This is a genomic window from Halosegnis sp. (assembly GCF_042216475.1).
In the GTDB taxonomy this organism is placed as follows: domain Archaea; phylum Halobacteriota; class Halobacteria; order Halobacteriales; family Haloarculaceae; genus Halosegnis.
On the sequence record NZ_JBDGTV010000007.1, the window covers coordinates 69105 to 88963 of the forward strand.

Consider the following 19859-nt stretch of genomic DNA (forward strand, 5'->3'; position numbering starts at 1 on the left):
CGCAACGGCGAAGGAGGCGGGCCACGGCCAACTGGTATGGCTGAGGCAGTCGACTCACTGATAGCGGACTTACACGCAGAGGCCGACCGCGACCGTCCCGAGGCGGTGCGGCCTGAGGTAGGTATCGTGATGGGGTCAGATTCTGACTTGGACGTGATGTACGGCGCCCATCAGGCGCTTACTGATCTTGGGTTCGCCGAACTGACCAACTATGACAACCCGCCCGAGGCACGGTATACCTTCGAAACGTACGTGGTGAGTGCCCACCGCACGCCTGATTTGATGTATGCGTACGCAGAGACGGCCCGCGACCGTGGGCTAGACATTATCATTGCAGGCGCAGGCGGAAAGTCGGCAGATCTGCCCAACATGACCGCCAGCATTGCCTACCCACTGCCCGTCGTGGGGGTTCCCGTCCAAGAGAAGTCCGTCGACAGCGTACTCGGGATGCCAACGGGCGCGCCGATCACGGCCGTTGATGCGGGGAAGTCGTATAATGCGGCGCTGTCTGCCGTCCAGACCCTCGCGCGCACGCACGGAGATTTGGAGGAGCGGCTGATTGAACTCCATGAGCGGCGCCAGCAGGGGGTCGGCGAGGTGTCGCGGGAGCTCCATGAGACGGGGACACAGGCGTTCCGCGACCGTCGGGGCGGGTCTGAGTAGGCTTCGGACAGCCGACAGGGCCGGCGTGCGTGCGCACACGGGTGAGAATGAACCCTTATGTATCCGCTCTCCTAAGCCGTGGTTGATACAGACAAATGGGTAATCCGTGGATCGCTATCGGGGCGCTCGTGGTGGTGTCCATCGTCATCCCGCTGTCGATGGTGATGGTGTCGGCGCTACTGCGCCCGAGCGTGCCGGAGCAAGGAAAGACCGCCGTCTACGAGTCCGGCGAGGTCCCGACGGGCGACACGCGCATTCGGTTCAACATCCAGTACTACATGGTGGCGCTGTTGTTCGTCATCTTCGACATTGAGACCGTCCTCATCTTCCCGTGGACGGTTATCTACCGCGATGCAGTCCAGCAGTTCGGCATGACGCAGGCGTTGGTGCCGATGTTGGTATTCATCGGAGTGCTGGTCGTCGGACTCGCGTGGGCGTGGCGCAATGGCGCGGTCCGGTGGGTGAAGTCCACTCGGGCACGCGAGACCGCAGGCAGTACGAAGTAAATATGAGTAGCGACAACACACAATCGACGCAGGAAGCCCGGATAGGAGAGGGAGTCGACGCCCGGTTCAACTCTAAGCTACGTGAGGCGTTCGGCTCGTCGCCGTTCATCCTCACCAAGTTCGACCAGTTTATGAACTGGGTGCGCGGTTCCTCAATGTTCATGCTGCAGTTCGGTATCGCCTGCTGCAGTATCGAGATGATGCACACGTACGCGGTGAAACACGATCTTGACCGCTTCGGCGCAGGGGTGCCTCGCGCATCCCCGCGGCAGGCGGACGTCATCATCGTGCCGGGTACCATCGTCTCGAAGTTCGCCCCCCGAATGAAGCGGGTGTACGACCAGATGCCTGAGCCGAAGTTCGTTGTCGGCATGGGCTCATGTACTATCTCGGGCGGCCCGTTCCAGGAAGGATACAACGTCATCAAGGGCGCCGAAGAGGTCATCCCCGTCGATATCCACGTTCCCGGCTGTCCGCCGCGTCCGGAGGCGCTCGTGTACGGCATCGCCAAGCTGCAAGAGCGGGTCGCCAACGGCGAGACATCACCTGTGACGGTGAAGCCGTACGAGCTTGAGCAGTTCAGCGACCTCGAAGACGACGAACTGGTACAACACCTCGCCGACCAGATTGACGAAGAAGATCTTGTCATGCGCTATGACTGGGCAGAGTCCCCGGTGGAAGGATGAGCCTCGAAGATCCCACCCGACCGGAGCTCCCGGTCGGCGAGACCGAAGACGGGTTGGACTACGACGCAATCGAGGCGCTCCTTGGTGAGCATGTCATTGGTCGCGAGAGCCACGTCAACGCCGAGGCGTTCATCGTCCGGCCTGACGAGGTGCAGGCGGCACTTGAGCTGCTGCGCGACGAGGCGGGCTTTGACCACTGTTCGTGTGTCACGGCCCAGGAGTACGAGGACCGTTACGAGTCCATCTATCACCTGAAAAAGTACGACGACCCCACCCAAGAGGTGAGTGTCGTGGTCCCGACGGCAACGGACGCCCCCGTCTCTGAGTCGGCCGCCTCTGTTTATCGTACGGCCGACTGGCACGAGCGAGAGGCGTACGACCTCGTCGGCATCGAATACGAGGATCACCCAAATCTGGAGCGGATTCTTCTGCCCGAGACGTGGCAAGGACACCCGCTTTCGCTCGACTACGATCAGGAAAAGCCACAGGTTGTGCCGTTCCGCGAGCACGCCAACCCACTTGAGGAGGATCACCGCTCCGAGGCGGACCCGGATACGATGTTCCTCAACATCGGGCCGCACCACCCGGCGACTCACGGCGTGCTCCATCTAAAAACGACGCTCGATGGCGAGCAGGTTGCCGATGTGGAGAGCGATATCGGCTACCTCCACCGGTGTGAGGAGCAGATCTGTCAGAACGGTACCTACCGGCACCAGATTATGCCGTATCCCGACCGGTGGGACTACATCTCAGCTGGCATCCTCAATGAATGGGCGTACGCCCGCGCGGCTGAAGACATGGCCGACATTGAGGTGCCAGAGTACGCCCAGGTTATCCGTACGATGTCCGCGGAGCTGTGCCGTATCGCGAGTCACATGCTCGCGCTCGGCACGTTTGCCCTCGACGTCTATGGCGACTTCACGGCTATCTTCATGTACGCAACCCGGGACCGCGAGGTTGTTCAGAACATCCTCGAGGACCTCACCGGCCAGCGGCTGATGTTCAACTACCTCCGCTTGGGTGGCGTCGCGTGGGACCTCCCTGAGCCCCGTGAGGAGTTCTTCGAGACCATCCGCGACTTCCTCGAGGACCTACCGGAGAAGCTCGAAGAGTACCACGACCTGGTCACCTCCAACGAGATCTTCCAGATGCGGTGTGTCAACACCGGTGTTCTGGAGCCAGAGGTGGCCAAAACGTACGGCGCAACCGGGCCAGTCGCCCGCGGCTCCGGCGTCGATTACGACCTCCGGCGCGACGACCCCTACGGCTACTACGACCAGTTGGACTGGGACGTCGTCACTGAGGACGGCTGTGACAACTACGCACGCGTGCTCGTCCGGCTTCAAGAAGTCGAGGAGTCGGCGAAAATCATCGACCAGTGTGTGGATCTCCTCGAGGACTGGCCAGAGGAGGACCGTACTATCCAGTCGAACGTCCCTCGAACGCTGAAGCCGGACCCCGACACTGAAATCTACCGGGCTGTCGAGGGTGCGAAAGGTGAACTCGGGATCTACATGCGCTCGGACGGGACGGAGACGCCCGCGCGGTTCAAGATTCGCTCGCCCTGCTTCTCGAACCTGCAAACGCTGCCAGAAATGTCTCAGGGTGAGTATATCCCCGACCTCATCGCGTCGCTGGGCAGCCTCGACATCGTCCTCGGTGAGGTGGACCGGTGATGCAGGAGACGACACCAACACCCGGCGGTAACGAGTCGGCCGCGACCGGGACACTTCCGGACACCGTCGCGTCGCTGCTCGGGCTGGAGGGGACGCTCGCAGGCGATGTCATCGGCTCGCTGGTCGGCGCGGCTCTCGTTGGCTCGCTGATGCTCAGTATGACGGCGCTTGCGGGCCCGTGGGCGAAACGGAAAATCACGGCCGCATTTACCGACCGCATTGCTGTCAACCGAGTTGGCCCATTCGGTCTGCTCATCATCGTCGCCGACGCCGTCCGGCTGCTCTCGAAGGAACTCATCGTCCCCGACGGCGTCGACCGGCCGGCTTGGGACCTTGCGCCGTTCGTGCTAGCCTCCTCGGCACTGCTCGGCTTCGCGGTCATCCCGATGGGCAACGGCATCCAGCTCGCGGATCCTGAGGTAGGGTTAGTGTATGTGTTCGCCGTCGCCTCAATTGCCTCTGTCGGGCTGGTGATGGCCGGCTACGCCTCGAACAACAAGTTCTCGCTGCTGGGTGGGCTCCGCGCGGTGGCACAGAACCTCGCGTACGAGATTCCGCTGGTCATTACGGCGGCGTCGGTAGTCATCTTCGCCGGCTCGCTCCAGATGAGCGAAATCGTCGCCGCACAGACTGAGCCGCTCGGCGCTGGATTGAAAAGCTGGTACGCGTTCGTCAACCCATTCGCGTTCCTGCTGTTCATGGCAGCGAACCTCGCTGAGGTTGGTCGCAACCCCTTCGATACGCCGGAGGCACCCACGGAAATCGTCGCTGGCTACCAGACCGAGTACTCGTCGGTCTACTTCGTACTGATGTACCTCGGCGAATTCCTCCACATCTTCCTCGGGGGCGCCATCGTCGCGACGGTGTTCCTCGGTGGGCCGACGAGCCCGTTCGTGGGCGTGGAGATCCTGCCTGGCTTCCTCTGGTTCGTCATCAAAATCTGGGCGGTCTTCCTGTTCACCCAGTGGATGCGCTCGGCCATCCCGCGTGTGCGCATTGACCAGCTCATCGAGATTGGCTGGAAAGGAATGCTGGTGTTATCGTTCGCCAACCTCGTGCTCACGGCCGTCATCGTGGGAGTGATCGCATAATGATTGGACTACTCAAATCGATGGCAACGACAATGAAACACGCCCTCGACGGCAACACCTTCACCGTCGAGTATCCGGAGGACACTCCGGAGGTCAGTCCGCGGTTCCGCGGCGTTCACAAGTTCTCACAGGAGCGGTGCATCTGGTGTCGCCAGTGTGAGAACGTCTGCCCGAACGACACTATCCAGATCGTGACAGACGACCAGCGGAACGGCGAGCAGTATAACCTCCATATCGGCCAGTGTATTTACTGCCGGCTCTGCGAGGAGGTGTGCCCGGTCGACGCCATCCTGCTCACGCAGAACTTCGAATTCACCGGCGACACGAAAGACGACCTCGCGTATAATATGGAGCAACTAAAGAACGTCCCGTGGTACAAAGACATCGACCCGTTGGCGTCCCGGGAGCCGGACCGGGGCGGCTGGATTGGTGAGGGCGAAGGCGAGGTCGACTACCAATAGCCGCGTTCTGCTTCTCTCGTGGCCGCTGCGTTCGTCAGCAGCTGTGTCGGCCCGCAATCACGTTTCCCGCGTACGGGTGCACAAAGAAAGCTTCAAACACAAGGCCGCAAAGTGTCGGGTAATGGCTGCAGCACCGGTCGAACTGGCGGCGTTTCTGCTGTTCGCGCTCGTGACAGCGGGCAGCAGCCTCGGCGTCGTACTGGTTCGTGACGTCTGGCACAGCGCGCTCCTGCTAGGGGCGGCGCTCGTGTCGGTCGCGATCCACTACGTAATGTTGCGCGCGGAGTTCCTCGCGGCAATGCAGATCCTCGTCTACGTTGGCGGGGTGCTCATCCTCATCACGTTCGCTGTGATGCTCGTCCGCGAGCGCGACGACCAAGGTCTGGAGGTGACTGGATGACATCCCGGCCCCGGCTCCACACGGACACGCGACAGATTGTTGGGCTGGTCGCGTTCGTGCTGTTCGCAGTGTTCGCGGCCGTCTTCGTGACGGCTGACTTCGGAACCGCGGCGACGTTCGACGGAGCGACCGGCATCACCGCGAGCATCGGCTACGCGATGTTCAACCTCGACGGCGGATCCCTCCCCTCCGAAGGGTTTCTCATCGCCTTCGAAATAATCGACGTCGTGCTGCTGTCGGCGCTGGCCGCAGCGGTCATGCTCGGCACGCGCGACGACGAAACTGCCGAGGAGGAAGAGGCGGTCCCGATGGCCGATGGAGGTGACCGCTGAATGGCGGTCGCCGTCGAGTATTATCTCGTGTTGTCGGCGTTCATTTTCTGTGTCGGCCTGTTCGGCATCCTGACGCGGCGCAATGCGCTGCTGTTCCTGATGTCGGTCGAACTGATGCTGAACGCCGCGAATATCAACTTCGTCGCGTTCTCGTACTTCCACGGGAACCTCACTGGACAGGTGTTCAGCCTGTTCACGATGGCGCTGGCCGCCGCCGAGGTGGCCGTCGGCATCGGTATTATCCTCGTCCTGTACCGCAACTTCGCGGACGTGGACGTGACGAAAGCGACGACACTCAGGTGGTAACATGGCAGAACTCACAGCTTTCGCACCAGCAATCGCCGTCCTCCCGTTTGTATCGTTCCTCGTCGCACTGCTGGCTGGCGACTACCTCCCGAAAAAGGGAGCTATCGCCGGCATCCTCGCGACGGGTGGATCGCTTGTACTCTCGGTGGCGATGCTGTACACTGTCGCCACAGGTCACGCTTACCAGTCGACTCTTTACACGTGGGTCGGTGGCGAGGCAGTCCCGTACGAGCTGACCTTCGGCATCCTGCTCGACCAGCTGTCGACGCTTATGCTGGTCATCGTCTCGACCATCGCTCTGCTGGTCCACATATTCTCACTGGGCTACATGAACGACGAGGGTGAGACGGGGCTCCCGCGCTACTACGCCGAACTTGGACTCTTCACGGCGAGTATGCTCGCATTCGTCTTCTCCGACAACCTGCTGATGGCGTTCATGTTCTTCGAACTGGTGGGGCTCTGCTCGTACCTGCTCATCGGCTTTTGGTTCCGCGAGCCCGGCCCGCCGTCGGCGGCCAAGAAAGCATTCCTCGTCACGCGGTTCGGGGACTACTTTTTCCTCGTGGGTGTTGTCGCGGTGTTCGCGACGTTCGGGACGGCCGCGTTCGGCGGCCCCGGCGTCGAGGAATCGTTCCCTCACCTCGCCGAACAGGCGCTGAACGGTGAGGCGACACTCAATACGTTCGGCTTCGCACCCCAGACGTGGTTCACAATCATCGGCCTGCTCGTGCTCGGGGGTGTGATGGGTAAGTCCGCGCAGTTCCCGTTCCACACGTGGCTGCCAGACGCGATGGAAGGTCCGACGCCGGTGTCGGCGCTGATCCACGCTGCGACGATGGTCGCCGCCGGTGTCTACCTCGTCGCCCGGATGTACGGCTTCTATGCCCTGTCACCGACGGCGCTTGCAGTCATCGCGTTCGTCGGCGGTTTCACCGCGCTGTTCGCCGCAACCATGGGTGTTGTCAAGCGGGAAATAAAGCAGGTGCTCGCGTATTCGACTATCTCACAGTACGGCTACATTATGCTCGCACTGGGCGGCGGTGGTTACGTCGCCGGCGTATTCCACCTGACAACTCACGCGGTGTTCAAGGCGTTGCTGTTCCTCGGTGCTGGGTCGGTCATCATCGCGATGCACCACAACGAGGACATGTGGGATATGGGCGGGCTGAAAGACAAGATGCCCGTCACATACTACGCGTTCCTGTCCGGGAGTCTTGCACTCGCGGGAATCGTCCCATTCTCTGGATTTTGGTCGAAAGACGAGGTCCTGTTCGAGACGCTCGTCCATGGACTTGGAGCGTCGCCGCTCCTGCTCGGTGCGTACGCAATGGGGCTGCTCGCGGTCTTCTTCACCGGCTTCTACACGTTCCGGATGGTGCTGCTCACGTTCCACGGAGAGCCGCGCTCGGACACCGCGCGTGATCCCCACGGGGTCCGCTGGAACGTGAAGATCCCGCTGGTCGTACTCGGGATACTCGCCGCTGTCGCCGGTGGCATCAACCTCGTACCAGTCCATACATTCGTCCCCGCAGTGCCTGAGTTCCTCCACGACTGGCTGTTCCACGGGCCGGAGGGACTCACCGGTAAACACTACGAGGAACTACTCCACACGTTTGCCGGTTATACCAAGGCGTACCCGCTGGGCGAGACGGTCACGATGCTTGCCTCGGCGGCCGTCTCGCTTGGGCTGGCGGTCGCGGGGGCTGGGCTCGCCGTCGTGCTATACCGTGGTCCCGACCCGGTCGAACACACAGAGAAATTGGGTGCAGTCAAGACCGTGCTCTTCAACAACTACTATCAGGACGAGTATCAGGTGTGGCTCGCAGAGGGACTCACCGTGCGGGTCGCCCGGGCGGCCGACGGCTTCGATGTGAATATCGTCGACGGCCTCGTCAACTTCGTCTCCAGTCTCAGCCTCTTCACGGGCGACCGGCTCCGCCGGATACAGACGGGTATCGTGAGTAACTACGCGGCGCTGCTGACGCTTGGGCTGACGCTGTTGCTCGTCGCCTTCGGCATCATGCAGGGGTGGTTCCTATGATGATGGAACTGCTTGTGGGAATCTGTCTGTTCGGGGCGTTCGTCGTCTTCGTGCTTCCGGAGGCATACGCGCCCCAGGCGGCGCTGGGCCTCTCGCTGGTGCCGCTGGCGCTGTCGCTGTACATGTACGCCGTCTTTGACGGAACGGGCAACGCCCTGCTGGGTGGCGACGCAGCCTTCGAGACGCAGTACGCGTGGCTGACGCTCGGCCGCTATGATGTCTCTTGGCACATGGGGCTGGACGGCATCTCGATGCCGCTGGTCGTGCTCGCGACGCTGCTGACGACACTGGCTATCCTGGCCTCGTGGACGCCCATCAACGAGCGCCAGAGCCAGTTCTACGGGCTGATGCTGTTCATGGAGGCGTCGTTGGTCGGTGTCTTTGGTGCACTCGACTTCCTGCTGTGGTTCGTCTTCTGGGAGGCCGTGCTCGTCCCGATGTACTTCCTCATCGGTATCTGGGGTGGTGCACGCCGCAAGTACGCCGCGATCAAGTTCTTCGTCTACACCAATATCGCCTCCATCGTGATGTTCATCGGCTTCTTCGGGCTGGTCTTCGGGCTCGGTGAGTCGGTGTCATCGCTGGATCTGCCGGCAATTGCACAGGCGCTCCGCGCGGGCGAGCTCGGCGGACTCGGCCTGCTCGCACCTGCACAGGTCGCGACGCTCGCGTTTATCGCCATGTTCATCGGCTTCGCGGTGAAGGTGCCCGTCGTCCCATTCCACACGTGGCTGCCGGACGCCCACGTGGAGGCACCCACGCCGGCCTCGGTGATGCTGGCGGGGGTCTTGCTGAAGATGGGAACATACGCGCTGTTGCGATTCAACTTCACGATGCTGCCGGGCGTCGCTCAGACGCTCGCGGTGCCCATCGCCGCGCTGGGTGTCATCTCTATTATCTATGGGGCGCTGCTCGCGCTCGCCCAGTCCGACCTGAAACGCATCGTCGCTTACTCGTCAGTCTCCTCGATGGGTTACGTGACGCTCGGCCTGGTCGCGTACACGCTGTACGGCACCGGCGGCGCCACGTTCCAGATGGTGAGCCACGGACTGATCTCCGGGCTGCTGTTCGCCTGCGTGGGCGTCATCTACAACACCACCCATACCCGGATGGTCGGCGACATGTCGGGCTTAGCAGACCGGATGCCAGTGACTGTCGGTGCGTTCGTCGCCGGTGCGTTCGCTTACATGGGGCTGCCACTGATGGCCGGCTTTGCGGCCGAGTTCTTCGTGTTCGTCGGCACGTTCAGCGCAGCCTTCACTGGCGCCCCGCTGTTCACCGCCGTAGGGATGTTCGGCATCGTCGTCGTCGCCGGCTACCTGCTGTGGTCCATGCAACAGTCACTGTTCGGTCCGTTCCGCTCGGCGACTGACTACGAGGTGTCGCCGGCGGCCGTCCACGATGTGGTCCCACTGCTGGTGCTCGTCGTGTTCATCATCGCGCTGGGGACGTTCCCGTACGATCTCGCGTTCAACGCCATCCTTGAGGCGACGGAGCCAGTATTGCCGACTGCGGGTGAGGTCACCGCGACCTTCGGAGGTGGGTCAGCATGATCTCCCCCGACTGGGCGGCGACTGCCCCGACGCTCGTGCTCGGCGTAACCGCGCTCGTGCTGTTCGCGTTCGACAGTATCGACCCTGGCTCCAGCAACAATCCCGTGCTGGCAGGCATCGCGTTCGTCGGCGCACTCGCAGCAATGGGTGTCTCTGTCACCTATCTGCTCGTCGGTGTCGGCGACCCCGTAGTGACGCTGTACGGCGGCCAGCTCGTCGTCGACGGGATGGCGCTGTTCTTCCAGGTCGTCTTCACGAGCGTCACCGCTCTGGTGGCGCTGGCCAGCTATGACTACCTCGAGGATCTCCGCTACCAAGCAGAGTACTATATCCTGCTGACCCTGGCGGCGACAGGGATGACGTTGATGGCCTCCGCGGGGTCGCTCGCTGTGGGATTCGTTGCGCTGGAGCTTGCCTCGCTCCCCTCGTACGCGCTCGTTGCCTTCCTCAAAGACAACCGCGGAAGCGTCGAAGCGGGGCTGAAGTACTTCCTCATCGGTGCGCTCTCGTCTGCGGTGTTCGCCTACGGCATCTCGCTTGTGTACGCCGTCTCTGGGTCGTTGCTCATCGACAGCGTCGCGACCGCGGTCCGTGATACGGCGTTGCCGGGTGTACTCGGCATCGGCGTGTTGATGGTACTGGGTGGCTTCGCGTTCAAGACCGCGAGCGTCCCGTTCCACTTCTGGGCGCCCGAGGCGTACGAGGGCGCGCCTGCGCCCATCTCGGCGTTCCTCTCGTCGGCCTCGAAGGCCGCTGGCTTCGCACTCGCATTCCGCGTCATGACTGTCGCGTTCCCCATCGAGGGAGTCGTCGGCGCCATCGACTGGGTGCTCGCTGTCCAGGTGCTCGCCGTCGTCACGATGACGCTCGGTAACTTTGCCGCCGCCACGCAGGAAAACGTCAAGCGGATGTTGGCGTACTCGTCGGTGGGCCACGCCGGCTACGTGCTTATTGGCCTGGCGGCGCTGACTGGCACTGGCGACGGCGGGTTGGTGCTCGGCGCTGGGATGATTCACCTGCTCGTGTATGGGTTCATGAATACGGGCGCGTTCCTGTTCATCGCGCTTGCGGAACACTGGGGTGTGGGCCGCACGTTCGAGGACTACAACGGGCTGGCGACCCGCGCCCCGGTCGCCTGTGTCGCGATGACGGTGTTCATGTTCTCGCTGGCGGGACTCCCCGTCGGCGGCGGCTTCGTCTCCAAATACTACCTGTTCGCCGGCGCGGTGAACGCCGGTGTCTGGTGGCTCGCGCTCGTCGGCGCGGTCAACAGTGCACTGTCACTGTTCTACTACAGCCGCGTCGTGAAGGCGATGTGGATCGAGGAGCCAGCAGACGGCGTAGAGGTCACCTCTTACCCGTCGACGCTGTATGCAGCTGTGATGGCTGCCGCGGTCGCGACGGTCGTTCTGCTGCCCGCGCTCGGCCTGTTCTCCGGGGTTGCATTCGACGCCGCCGCGGCAGTTCTCTTCTAACCCCTCGGCACCCTGTTCGGATGGATACTTGAGCATCCCCCGACAACAGGAGGTATGAACGCGACACGGACCGGGCTCGTTGAGGCGGCCCGCGAGGGGGGCGTCGACTGTGACGGCTTCGTCGTTGAGGCCGACGGCGAGACCTTCACCCTCTCGATTGCCGACCGCGACATCCACGAGTCGGGGCTTTCGGCGGCAGAACTCCGCCAACTCGCCGACGATCACCCGGAGTACGTCTCCAACTGGGCCTACTGGACGCGCGAGCGAGGGGAGGCCGACCGAGCGTTCCTCAGGTGGGCAGAACGCGCTGGGGAACTCGCGGTCCCCGAGCGGTACGACCGACTGGCCGACGGGATGCGCCGCGAATGGGGGCAACTCAGCGTGCAGGTCGAACTTGTGGACTGCGAGCGCCGGTACGAGATTCGACACGTCGAGGAGACAGACCAAGACCGCGAGACACTTGCTGTTCACGACGAGCCGCTCGAGGCGCGCTCGCTGGTGAAGACAGACGACGACGGCCGTTACCGGCCGCTGAAGACGGCTCCATCGCTCCCGCACGGCTGGGTGTTCGTCGACCTGACAGGCCGGGAGTGTGCCGAGACAGTGGAGTACGTCTACCCGGCGACCATCGCTAACTGGTATCTCGAGCGACAGGGAGAACTCGATATCGACCACTGGCGGGACGCCGTTAGCAGACAGAGCGGTATCTACGGTGTCGTCAAAACATGGGACCGCGGCGAGGGGTACGAGCATGTCAACTGGGTCGCGGAGGCCTGTTGTGACGACTCGCAGTGTCTCAAGCGCCGCGAATGGCAGTACGACGACGAGACGGCCCTGGATGTAGACGGTGGTGACGGCGTGTTCCCGTGTCGAGAACCCTGCTCGCTCGTCATCGCAGCCGCTCGAAAGTGGACGCGACTGGAGGCCGAACAGGAGCGCACCTACGAGTTCACGCTCACACCGAGCGAGAAGGAACAGATCGAGGGGATAATCGATGCGGTTGCTGACGGCCGGGCAGACGAGATACGTGAGGCAGACGTCTCTGACGGCGCGAATCGCTATCGGGCACGGTTCCTGCGTGCCAAACGGTTCGACGAGGAAGGCAACCTCGGGGGAGTTCCGACCGAGAAGGATTAGCGCATCGTCGCCAGCCCGACCGCGATGAGGCCCGCGAGCACTGCAAGCACGCCGAAGGCGACCGTGAGTCCGTTGGCGGCGAGGACAGCAGCGACAGCCAGCAAGACGCCGACACCGCCGATGCCCAGCGACGCCGCGTGCAGCGGGTCGACATCGGCCAGCGGCGCAGGCGAGTCAGGGTCGCTCGGCGTCCCCAACTCCGGATCAACGGTCACCCCCTCGTCGGTGGCGTCAACGACGATGGTGACGTACCGTGTCTGGGCACCGTGAGCGGTGACAAGCTTCAGGCTTCCCTGCCGGCTCGTGCCTGGAGGGGCGTCAAGCTCAACGCGAACGCGCCGGCTGTCGCCGCCGGCGACGTAGTGATTGTTTGCCTCGATATGGCCAACCGTCGAAAGGGGGTCGTCAAGATGGAGGTGAACGTGGGTTGGCTCGCCGCGATTGCGGAGTTCGACGACGAACGAGCCGTCCGTCTCGAACTGCTCGGGCACCTCCAGTGAGTGGAGGCCGGCCCGGTTTATTTCCGCGACGAGGGTGTCGGTCACGCTCGTCGGGTCGCGCCCTCGTGACAAAAACCCCTCGCTAAGCGGGAGTCTCCTCGCGCATATCCGGCGGCAGTAGGTTTGGAATCCCGTCCTCGATAGGGTACTCCTCGCCACACTCTGTGCAGACGAGCCGTCCTTCGAGTATCTCGTCGTCGTCACGCTGGATTGCCTCAAGTTCCAGCTCCGACTTGTCGAGCGGACAGCAGATGATCTCCATCAGGTCCTCTTTCATGAATGCGGGTTGGGTCGGACACTGCAAAAGCATGCCGGACCCCAGAGCGATACTGATGTGCTCCGCGGCGCTGTTCGGCCAGGCGGTGGTGGCTACCAGACGTCCTCGCGGACAACCGTCTGCTCGCGGTCTGGCCCGACACCGACACAGTAGATTGGTGTGTCGAGCTGGTTGCTCAGGTACGTCAGATAGTCGCGGGCCTGTTCCGGGAGCCGGTCGTATCCCTCTGCGGCGACAGTGTCGGCATCGAAGGCGGGCCAGCCGTCGAACGTCCGGAGGTTCGGGTCACAGCGCGCCCATGCCTCGGTAGTCGCGGGGAGCGTTTTGACCTCTTCCCCGTCGAGCGAATACGAGTGGGCGACGCGGACCTCGTCAAGCCCGGCAAGGACGTCGAGATGGTTGACCGCGAGACCAGTGAAGCCGCTGATGCGGGCCGCGTGCCGGAGCATGGGCACGTCAAGCCAGCCGACGCGACGTGGCCGGCCGGTGACAGTGCCATACTCGCCACCCTCCTCGCGGATGTACGTTGCAAGCTCTTCAGCCTGCTCGTCGCCAGCACCCTGCTCATCGTAGCCGGGTGTATCGCCCGCGACGCCGCCCAACTCCGTCGGCATCGGACCGCTACCGACCCGCGAAAGGTACGCTTTCACGATGCCAATCACCTCACCCGTACCGACAACGCCTGGCGCGACGCCAGTGCCAACAGTCGCGCCACCAGCCGTCGGATTCGAGGAGGTAACGTACGGGTAGTTGCCGTGGTCAATGTCGATGACGGTCCCCTGTGCCCCCTCAAACATGACGTTCTGACCGGCCGCGAGCGCATCCGTAACGTATCCCCCGGCGTCAACGACCATGCCTGCAGTCTCGAGTCGGCGGCCGAATTCGCGATACGTCTCGAACAGCGTATCGACATCGAAGGCGGCCGGCGACTCTAACTCCCCGATGGAAAGGCCGTACACCTCCTCGACAAGTGCGCGCTTCTGAGGGACGACCCGTTCGAGCTTTTCACGGAGCGTCTCGGGCGCGAGCAAATCGCCAACACGGATGCCACGGCGGGCAGCCTTGTCCTCGTAGGTAGGGCCAATGCCGCGGCCAGTCGTGCCGATCTCGCTGTCCGTCTCGGACTTGGCCTCCTCCTCGATGCCGTCGAGCGTGCGATGGTACGGGAAAATGACATGCGCCCGTTCTGCCACGCGGACGTCCGGCTCTAGCCCGCGCTCGCGGAGTGCGTCGAGTTCGTTGAACAGCGTCTCTGGGTTGACGACACAGCCGTTGGCGAGAAGGCCGACCTTCCCACGAACGGCGCCCGAGGGCACGAGCGAGAGTTTGTACTCTTCGCCCTCGTGGACAACGGTGTGGCCGGCGTTGTCGCCGCCCTGGTAGCGAACGACGACATCGGCGGCCTCGCCATAGACGTCGACGATGCAACCCTTCCCCTCGTCGCCGAGTTGGGCGCCGACGATAGTGACAGTCATTACGGTGGAACGTCCGAAGCGACGAGTATACCGGTTTCGATAGGGCCTGTTCCCACGCCACGCGGTCACAAGGGCTATAACGACGCGCCCGAAGGTTTAAACAGTACAGTGGTTCCCGCCGTCGCTAGGGGAACCTTTAAAAGCGGCCAATACAAGTTAACAAGTGCCATGATAGACAGGCTTGAGAAGGAAGTCGATATGCTGGAACGCCATCTCCAGGTTCTCCGGATGGTTATCGAGAACGAGCCCATCGGTATCGTGAAGATGTCCAACGAGACCGGCTACCCACATCATAAGGTTCGCTACTCGCTGCGCGTACTTGAAGAGGAGAATCTTATTGAGCCGTCCAGCCAGGGTGCCATCACCACGGAGACTACCGTTGAGTTTGTGGGCGATCTCGACGGCAAGATTGACGAGATCGTCGACAAGCTCGATGGGATGAAAATCGACGAAGTCCCCGAAATCGAGTCTTAGAGCTCTGGTACAGAGAGGCTGAACGCGCCGCCGTCGCGTGCCTCGACTAAACAGAGGTGGAAGCCGCGCTTACGTGACCGCTTCACGAAGCTCAGCCGCGAGTCACGGCTGAGCAAGCTCCCGCTCGTTGCGTCGCTGGCCGTCTCCAAGGCGTCTGGGTCGTAGAAGGCTGACGTCACGTAGAAGGCTGCCGCAAATGTCTCTGCTGACTCACACACCGCCGTCCCGTCCTGCACGAGTTCTGCCATCGCCGCATCTGACACTGGGTCCCGCCCATCGTGGAGCGCGGCGCCGAACAGTGGCTCGCCCATCCGGTCCCGAAACACAACGTCGAACTCCACGTCGTGAGCTTCTCCGTCTGTCTCCCCCGTCACTGTCCCATCGAACTCGACACGATCGACTGCCGGTAGTGCCTCGTAGAGATCAGTGAGCCGGCCCGCCGACCCTGTGTCACGTATCTCGAAAACAAGCCGGGAGACGACCCACTCCGCGAATCGGTAGCGCTGGCTCGCGTGGAGCCACTCGGCGAACGGCTGGCCATCGACGGTGGCTCCGTCCGTTTCGAAACGGGTGTGGTGGTCAAGTCCCACGTTCGCAATCAGGTCCTCCGGCGAGCCGTCGCCATTGCAGGCATCTTCGACAGTGGTAGCGCCCTTCGAGTCGTACCGGACAAATAGGTCGGTACCAGCTGCTGCCTCTGCTGGCGACAGCGCGGGCCCGCTCTCGGCCGCCGCCGGACCCAGCGTCGATTCGAGCTCTGACACTTGCTCACGGAGCCGCTCGACCTCCGCACGGAGGTCATCCCGCTCTTCGCGGACCGACTCAAGCGTTGCACGCGCCTCTGCGAGTTCCTCGCGGACATCGTCGCGCTCTGCCTCGACCTGTTCAAGCCGCTCACGGAGCTCCGCGAGCGCTGCGCTGTCGCCGCCGGTGTCGGGCGTGGACTGCTCCACGCTCGCGCCAGCCGCGTTCGCCGCCGGTGGTTCGTCTGTGTGCGCACCGGGTCGGTCGCGCCGCCGACCCGGCGGCTGCGTCTGATCGCCGTCCGACGCAGTCCGCTCTGGGTCCAGCGATGGTATCGACCGCGAGGCGAGCTGCTCGGCCGCCGCCGACGCGCTACTGTCCTCCGTGACCGGTTCTGCTGACGTCGACGCTGTCCGTGACCTGTCGGTCGTCGGCTCGCCAGTCGGGGGGTTCTTTGGAGATTCGCTCTCAGCCCGTCCACTCGTGGACGCGGCTTCAGCATCGGCGGTCGCCGGGCCTCCGTTCGCAACTGCTGGCCCCTCCGGGTCTTGGGCCTGGCTCGACTCTGGTTCCGGGTCTGGCTCTGTGTCTGGGTCCGCAGGCGAATCCGCGTCGACTGTCACCTCGTCTCGCGTTGTCGGGTCCGATGGATTCGAATCGGCCGTCGGCTCCGGGGCCGGCTCTGCGTCTGACGCGGAATCGGACGTCGCATCGGTGGCTGTACCCGTCTGCTCTGGCTCCTCTCGGTCCTCGGGTTCTGGGAGCTGCGTCACATCGATGTCGACGGCGACGACCTCGTAGATACCTACCTCGCCGTGGGCTGACTCGCGGGCCTCTTCATCGGTCTGGAGCCGGCGGGCATTCCCGACGAATGCGACATCCATCGACCGGCCCGCCTGGTAGACGGTATAATAATCGCCGGACAGCACATTCTCAGACAGCTCAAGATAGCCAGTGAATCCGCCTTTAGTGAGCGTCTCGTCGACATCCTCGATAGGTGTGTCTTCGGTGTAGTACTTCCCGCGAGGCTCGCCGTCGGCCAGTTGCATCGCAATCAGGAGCGCGACGCCGGGGTGAGGTGCCCGGCGGATGGTGCCCTCGCCGTCAGCGAACACTTCGATGTCGCCGTCGGTGAACTCAGTCCCAGCGGCCGTCTGTTGCCGGCGGGTGACGGAGACGACTCGCCCGTTAACGAATACGGCCCACGTCTCGCCGACCGAGACGACGCCAGAAAACGACGAGTCGGCGAGTTTGTGGAGGTCAGCGTATCCGCCGGAAAAAGGGCGGGTCTCCCACTCCTCAACCTCCTCGACCCAGGTGTCCATGTTGTCGAAAGAAGCGGGACGCGATGCAAATACGTTCCGGCCTCCGGGTCAGCCTCGGTTCACTCACCGGGCCACTTGATGGAGCAGCCACGCGAGGGATTGTCCTCAAGTGGGACAGGATTCCCAGCGAGCACCGCATCGATTGCCTGACGCGCTTCGAAACCGGGCTCGCCCGACGGATCATCGTCCGGATTGAGCGCGTCGTCCAGTCGGCCGTGATAGACGAGTTGCCACCCGGTTTCTGCCGTCTCGTCTCGGGCGAATAGGAACGGATCCGGCGTGCATACCGCGCCGTATGCCCGGGCAACGCTCGCGTCATCGTCCCGGAGATATGCGTCATATGCGACCGTCCCCTCATCGACCAGTTCGCACATCCGCTCGTAGGAGTCCTCGGGGTACTCGTCGGCGTCATTTGGGTTTATTCCGACGACGGCACAGTTGTCGTAGTCGGCGGCGATGGCGTTCAGTGCACCGAATTTCGCCTTTGCATAGGGACAGTGATTGCAGGTGAACACGACAAGCAGCGCGTCATTCTCGCGGAACGAGTCAAGTGAGTAGGTGGCGCCGTCCGTCCCGTCGAGCTGGAATTCGGGGGCAGCATCGCCACGCGTCAGTTCGGATTCGGATTCAGCCTGGACCATACCGACAGGGGGTAGACTCGCGGGAGGAATAGGCGTTTGCGTACGCCGGGGGTCAGTCGGCAGCGGCGGGACCGGCGGTTTTCAGATCCTCGGGACGGTACTCGCCGGTGTCGAGGCCGCGGCGCGCGAGACAGTCCGCGAGGCGCGCCTCGTCGATGCCCGCCTGCTGGGCGGCCATCGAGACGGTATATGTCTCGCTGCCGTACAGGGCGACCGCCGTCTCCAGCGCATGCCTGTGCATACCGGCCCAACATACTGTGGTGTAATAAGAATATCGTGAGATAATATATCATAGTATGACAACTGTTCACGACATGTGGCGTGTAGAATCGTTATACACAACGGTACGACACAGGAACACACGCGACAGGTGAAACTACTGTCGACGGCGCAAGCGTTAACCGCCCGGTAGCCCGCCCGCATGTATGGACGAGCGCGCCGAACTCCTCGACCTACTGCGGGAAAACGCCCGCTACTCGACTGCGGATCTCGCCCGGATGACCGATACCAGCGAGCAGGCCGTTGAGGAGGCAATTGCGGCGCTTGAGTCGGATGGTACTATTGCCGGCTACCAAGCCGTCGTCGACCCGGCGAAGCGCGACCCCGAGCCGGTGCAGGCGCACGTAGAGTGTAACGTCACCCTCGACCGAGAGACGTCCTATGACGACATCGCCGACCGGTTAGCGGGGTTCCCAGAGGTGGAGTCGCTTCGGCTCGTATCGGGCGACTATGACTTTGCGATGGAAGTCGAAGCCGACTCGATGGGAGAAGTCTCGCGGTTCGTCTCCGAAAAGGTGGCGCCCGTCCCCGAGATAACCCAGACGGTCACCCACTATATTATGGACACATACAAGCAGGCGGGCCACCGCTTCGGCGACGGCGAGGCCGATGATCGACTCGCCTACTCGCCATGAGCCGCGAGCGCGGTCGGCCGGCGCCCCTAACACCTTCCGAGCGGGTCGCGGCCGTTCCGGAATCGGGGATCCGCCGATTCTTCGAACTCGCCGCTGAGATGGACGACGTCGTCTCGCTGGGTGTCGGTGAACCCGACTTTGCGGCGCCGTACCGGGCGCGAGAGGCTGCCATCGACTCGCTCCAGCGCGGCAAAACCTCCTATACCGCCAACAGAGGAATGTCGCCGCTGCGCGAGCGTATCGCCGCTCACATTGAGCGGTACGACCTGTCGTATGATCCGGAGACAGAGATACTCGTCACGGCAGGCGCTAGCGAGGCCATCGATGCTGCCTTCCGCGCGCTTGTGAATCCAGGCGACACCGTCGCCGTCGCTCAGCCGTCGTATGTCTCCTACGAGCCAGGGGTGAAGTTCGCGGGGGGTGAGGTGCTCCGTGTCCCCACGCGCGCAGACGACGAGTTTGTCCTCACTCGCGAGCGACTCGCGGCCGCTGGCGCTGCCGAGGCGGACCTGCTCGTCTACTGTTATCCGAACAACCCAACGGGCGCGACGATGGACCGCGAGGAACTTGCTGAGGTGGCCGCGTTCTGCCGTGATAATAATCTCGGCGTGTTGGCCGACGAGATATACGCCGCGCTCACCTACGAGGGCGAGCATACCTCAATCGCATCGCTACCGGGGATGCGCGAGCGGACCGTCGTGTTCAACGGCTTCTCGAAGGCGTACGCGATGACCGGCCTGCGGCTCGGCTACGCACTCGGTCCGCCCGACATCATCGAGGCGATGAACCGCGTCCACCAGTACACGATGCTGTCGGCACCGACCACGGCCCAGTACGCCGCCATTGAGGCGCTGGACAACTGCGAAGATGATGTCGCCGAGATGTGTACGCAGTACGACCGACGACGTAACTTTGTGCTATCGCGACTTGACGAGATGGGTATCGACTGCTTCGAGGCGACGGGCGCATTCTACGTGTTCCCAGAAGCACCCGGTGGCGACGCCGACGCGTTCGCCGAGGCACTGCTTGAGGACCAACAGGTGGCCGTCGTCCCCGGAACAGCGTTTGGCGCGGGCGGCGAGGGGCACCTGCGGATGTCGTACGCCTCCTCGCTGGAGGACCTGCGGACCGCAATGAACCGCATCGAACGGTTCCTTGCGTAAGTATCGGTAAGGTGACTAT

Annotated in this window: 22 protein-coding genes; 16 read left to right on the top strand and 6 right to left on the bottom strand. The window is 63.0% G+C overall.

Annotated features, from left to right (window positions below; translation table 11 throughout):
- The first annotated feature begins 36 nt into the window (after nt 1-36).
- The 13 genes from purE (at nt 37) to ABEJ63_RS03785 (ending at nt 12327) form a co-directional block, all read left to right on the top strand.
- Nucleotides 37-663 carry a 5-(carboxyamino)imidazole ribonucleotide mutase gene (gene purE / locus ABEJ63_RS03725; RefSeq protein WP_375795008.1) on the top strand — a complete coding sequence of 209 codons (627 nt, stop codon included), beginning with the start codon at nt 37-39 and terminating at the stop codon, nt 661-663.
- 95 nt (nt 664-758) lie between these two features.
- Nucleotides 759-1169: an NADH-quinone oxidoreductase subunit A gene (locus tag ABEJ63_RS03730; RefSeq protein ID WP_375795009.1), complete on the top strand. Its 411-nt coding sequence runs from the start codon at nt 759-761 to the stop codon at nt 1167-1169.
- 2 nt (nt 1170-1171) lie between these two features.
- Nucleotides 1172-1855, top strand: coding sequence for an NADH-quinone oxidoreductase subunit B (locus ABEJ63_RS03735; protein ID WP_375795010.1), 684 nt, complete (start codon nt 1172-1174; stop codon nt 1853-1855).
- Nucleotides 1852-3531: an NADH-quinone oxidoreductase subunit D gene (locus ABEJ63_RS03740; RefSeq protein WP_375795011.1), complete on the top strand. Its 1680-nt coding sequence runs from the start codon at nt 1852-1854 to the stop codon at nt 3529-3531. The genes ABEJ63_RS03735 and ABEJ63_RS03740 overlap by 4 nt, the downstream gene beginning before the upstream one ends.
- Nucleotides 3531-4622: an NADH-quinone oxidoreductase subunit H gene (locus ABEJ63_RS03745; RefSeq protein WP_375795012.1), complete on the top strand. Its 1092-nt coding sequence runs from the start codon at nt 3531-3533 to the stop codon at nt 4620-4622. The genes ABEJ63_RS03740 and ABEJ63_RS03745 overlap by 1 nt, the downstream gene beginning before the upstream one ends.
- A complete protein-coding gene (locus tag ABEJ63_RS03750; protein ID WP_375795013.1) occupies nt 4622-5083 on the top strand; it encodes a NuoI/complex I 23 kDa subunit family protein in 462 nt (153 codons plus the stop codon). The genes ABEJ63_RS03745 and ABEJ63_RS03750 overlap by 1 nt, the downstream gene beginning before the upstream one ends.
- Nucleotides 5084-5204: 121 nt before the next feature.
- The gene (locus ABEJ63_RS03755; RefSeq protein ID WP_375795014.1) at nt 5205-5483 is read left to right on the top strand and encodes an NADH-quinone oxidoreductase subunit J; all 279 of its coding nucleotides are present in this window, start codon (nt 5205-5207) and stop codon (nt 5481-5483) included.
- Nucleotides 5480-5815 (top strand): hypothetical protein, encoded by a 336-nt coding sequence (locus ABEJ63_RS03760; protein WP_375795015.1) that lies wholly within the window; start codon nt 5480-5482, stop codon nt 5813-5815. The genes ABEJ63_RS03755 and ABEJ63_RS03760 overlap by 4 nt, the downstream gene beginning before the upstream one ends.
- Complete coding sequence (gene nuoK / locus ABEJ63_RS03765) at nt 5816-6121, top strand: NADH-quinone oxidoreductase subunit NuoK (RefSeq protein ID WP_375795016.1); 306 nt, start codon at nt 5816-5818, stop codon at nt 6119-6121.
- Between the two features lies 1 nt (nt 6122).
- Complete coding sequence (gene nuoL / locus ABEJ63_RS03770; protein WP_375795017.1) at nt 6123-8162, top strand: NADH-quinone oxidoreductase subunit L; 2040 nt, start codon at nt 6123-6125, stop codon at nt 8160-8162.
- Nucleotides 8159-9715 (top strand): NuoM family protein, encoded by a 1557-nt coding sequence (locus ABEJ63_RS03775; RefSeq protein ID WP_375795018.1) that lies wholly within the window; start codon nt 8159-8161, stop codon nt 9713-9715. Before nuoL ends, ABEJ63_RS03775 begins: the two co-directional genes overlap by 4 nt.
- On the top strand, nt 9712-11190 hold the full coding sequence (locus tag ABEJ63_RS03780) for an NADH-quinone oxidoreductase subunit N (RefSeq protein ID WP_375795019.1): 1479 nt from the start codon (nt 9712-9714) through the stop codon (nt 11188-11190). The genes ABEJ63_RS03775 and ABEJ63_RS03780 overlap by 4 nt, the downstream gene beginning before the upstream one ends.
- A gap of 54 nt (nt 11191-11244) precedes the next feature.
- Nucleotides 11245-12327 (top strand): DR2241 family protein, encoded by a 1083-nt coding sequence (locus ABEJ63_RS03785; protein ID WP_375795020.1) that lies wholly within the window; start codon nt 11245-11247, stop codon nt 12325-12327.
- Here the strand turns inward: ABEJ63_RS03785 and ABEJ63_RS03790 are convergent.
- The 3 genes from ABEJ63_RS03790 to ABEJ63_RS03800 all read right to left on the bottom strand — a co-directional run bounded on the left by ABEJ63_RS03790 (nt 12324) and on the right by ABEJ63_RS03800 (nt 14579).
- On the bottom strand, nt 12324-12872 hold the full coding sequence (locus ABEJ63_RS03790) for a hypothetical protein (RefSeq protein ID WP_375795021.1): 549 nt from the start codon (nt 12870-12872) through the stop codon (nt 12324-12326). The two genes, ABEJ63_RS03785 and ABEJ63_RS03790, sit on opposite strands and share 4 nt — an antisense overlap.
- Before the next feature lie 37 nt (nt 12873-12909).
- The gene (locus tag ABEJ63_RS03795) at nt 12910-13104 is read right to left on the bottom strand and encodes a methytransferase partner Trm112 (protein ID WP_375795022.1); all 195 of its coding nucleotides are present in this window, start codon (nt 13102-13104) and stop codon (nt 12910-12912) included.
- Nucleotides 13105-13196: 92 nt separating this feature from the next.
- On the bottom strand, nt 13197-14579 hold the full coding sequence (locus ABEJ63_RS03800; RefSeq protein WP_375795023.1) for an adenylosuccinate synthase: 1383 nt from the start codon (nt 14577-14579) through the stop codon (nt 13197-13199).
- Nucleotides 14580-14747: 168 nt separating this feature from the next.
- Here ABEJ63_RS03800 and ABEJ63_RS03805 point away from each other — a divergent pair, with 168 nt between their 5' ends.
- Nucleotides 14748-15053: a hypothetical protein gene (locus ABEJ63_RS03805; RefSeq protein ID WP_375795024.1), complete on the top strand. Its 306-nt coding sequence runs from the start codon at nt 14748-14750 to the stop codon at nt 15051-15053.
- On the opposite strand, the gene ABEJ63_RS03810 is transcribed toward ABEJ63_RS03805, so the two are convergent.
- The 3 genes from ABEJ63_RS03810 to ABEJ63_RS03820 are packed head-to-tail and all read right to left on the bottom strand — an operon-like array spanning nt 15050 to nt 18004.
- The gene (locus tag ABEJ63_RS03810; RefSeq protein ID WP_375795025.1) at nt 15050-17122 is read right to left on the bottom strand and encodes a hypothetical protein; all 2073 of its coding nucleotides are present in this window, start codon (nt 17120-17122) and stop codon (nt 15050-15052) included. The two genes, ABEJ63_RS03805 and ABEJ63_RS03810, sit on opposite strands and share 4 nt — an antisense overlap.
- 59 nt (nt 17123-17181) lie before the next feature.
- A complete protein-coding gene (locus ABEJ63_RS03815) occupies nt 17182-17763 on the bottom strand; it encodes a thioredoxin family protein (RefSeq protein ID WP_375795026.1) in 582 nt (193 codons plus the stop codon).
- 52 nt (nt 17764-17815) lie between these two features.
- On the bottom strand, nt 17816-18004 hold the full coding sequence (locus tag ABEJ63_RS03820; protein ID WP_375795027.1) for a hypothetical protein: 189 nt from the start codon (nt 18002-18004) through the stop codon (nt 17816-17818).
- A 184-nt stretch (nt 18005-18188) separates the two neighbouring features.
- Here ABEJ63_RS03820 and ABEJ63_RS03825 point away from each other — a divergent pair, with 184 nt between their 5' ends.
- Both ABEJ63_RS03825 and ABEJ63_RS03830 read left to right on the top strand, forming a co-directional pair.
- Nucleotides 18189-18677 (top strand): Lrp/AsnC family transcriptional regulator, encoded by a 489-nt coding sequence (locus tag ABEJ63_RS03825; protein WP_375795028.1) that lies wholly within the window; start codon nt 18189-18191, stop codon nt 18675-18677.
- Entirely contained in the window at nt 18674-19840 is a 1167-nt protein-coding gene (locus ABEJ63_RS03830) for a pyridoxal phosphate-dependent aminotransferase (protein WP_375795029.1), read from the top strand. The genes ABEJ63_RS03825 and ABEJ63_RS03830 overlap by 4 nt, the downstream gene beginning before the upstream one ends.
- Nucleotides 19841-19859 lie beyond the last annotated feature (19 nt).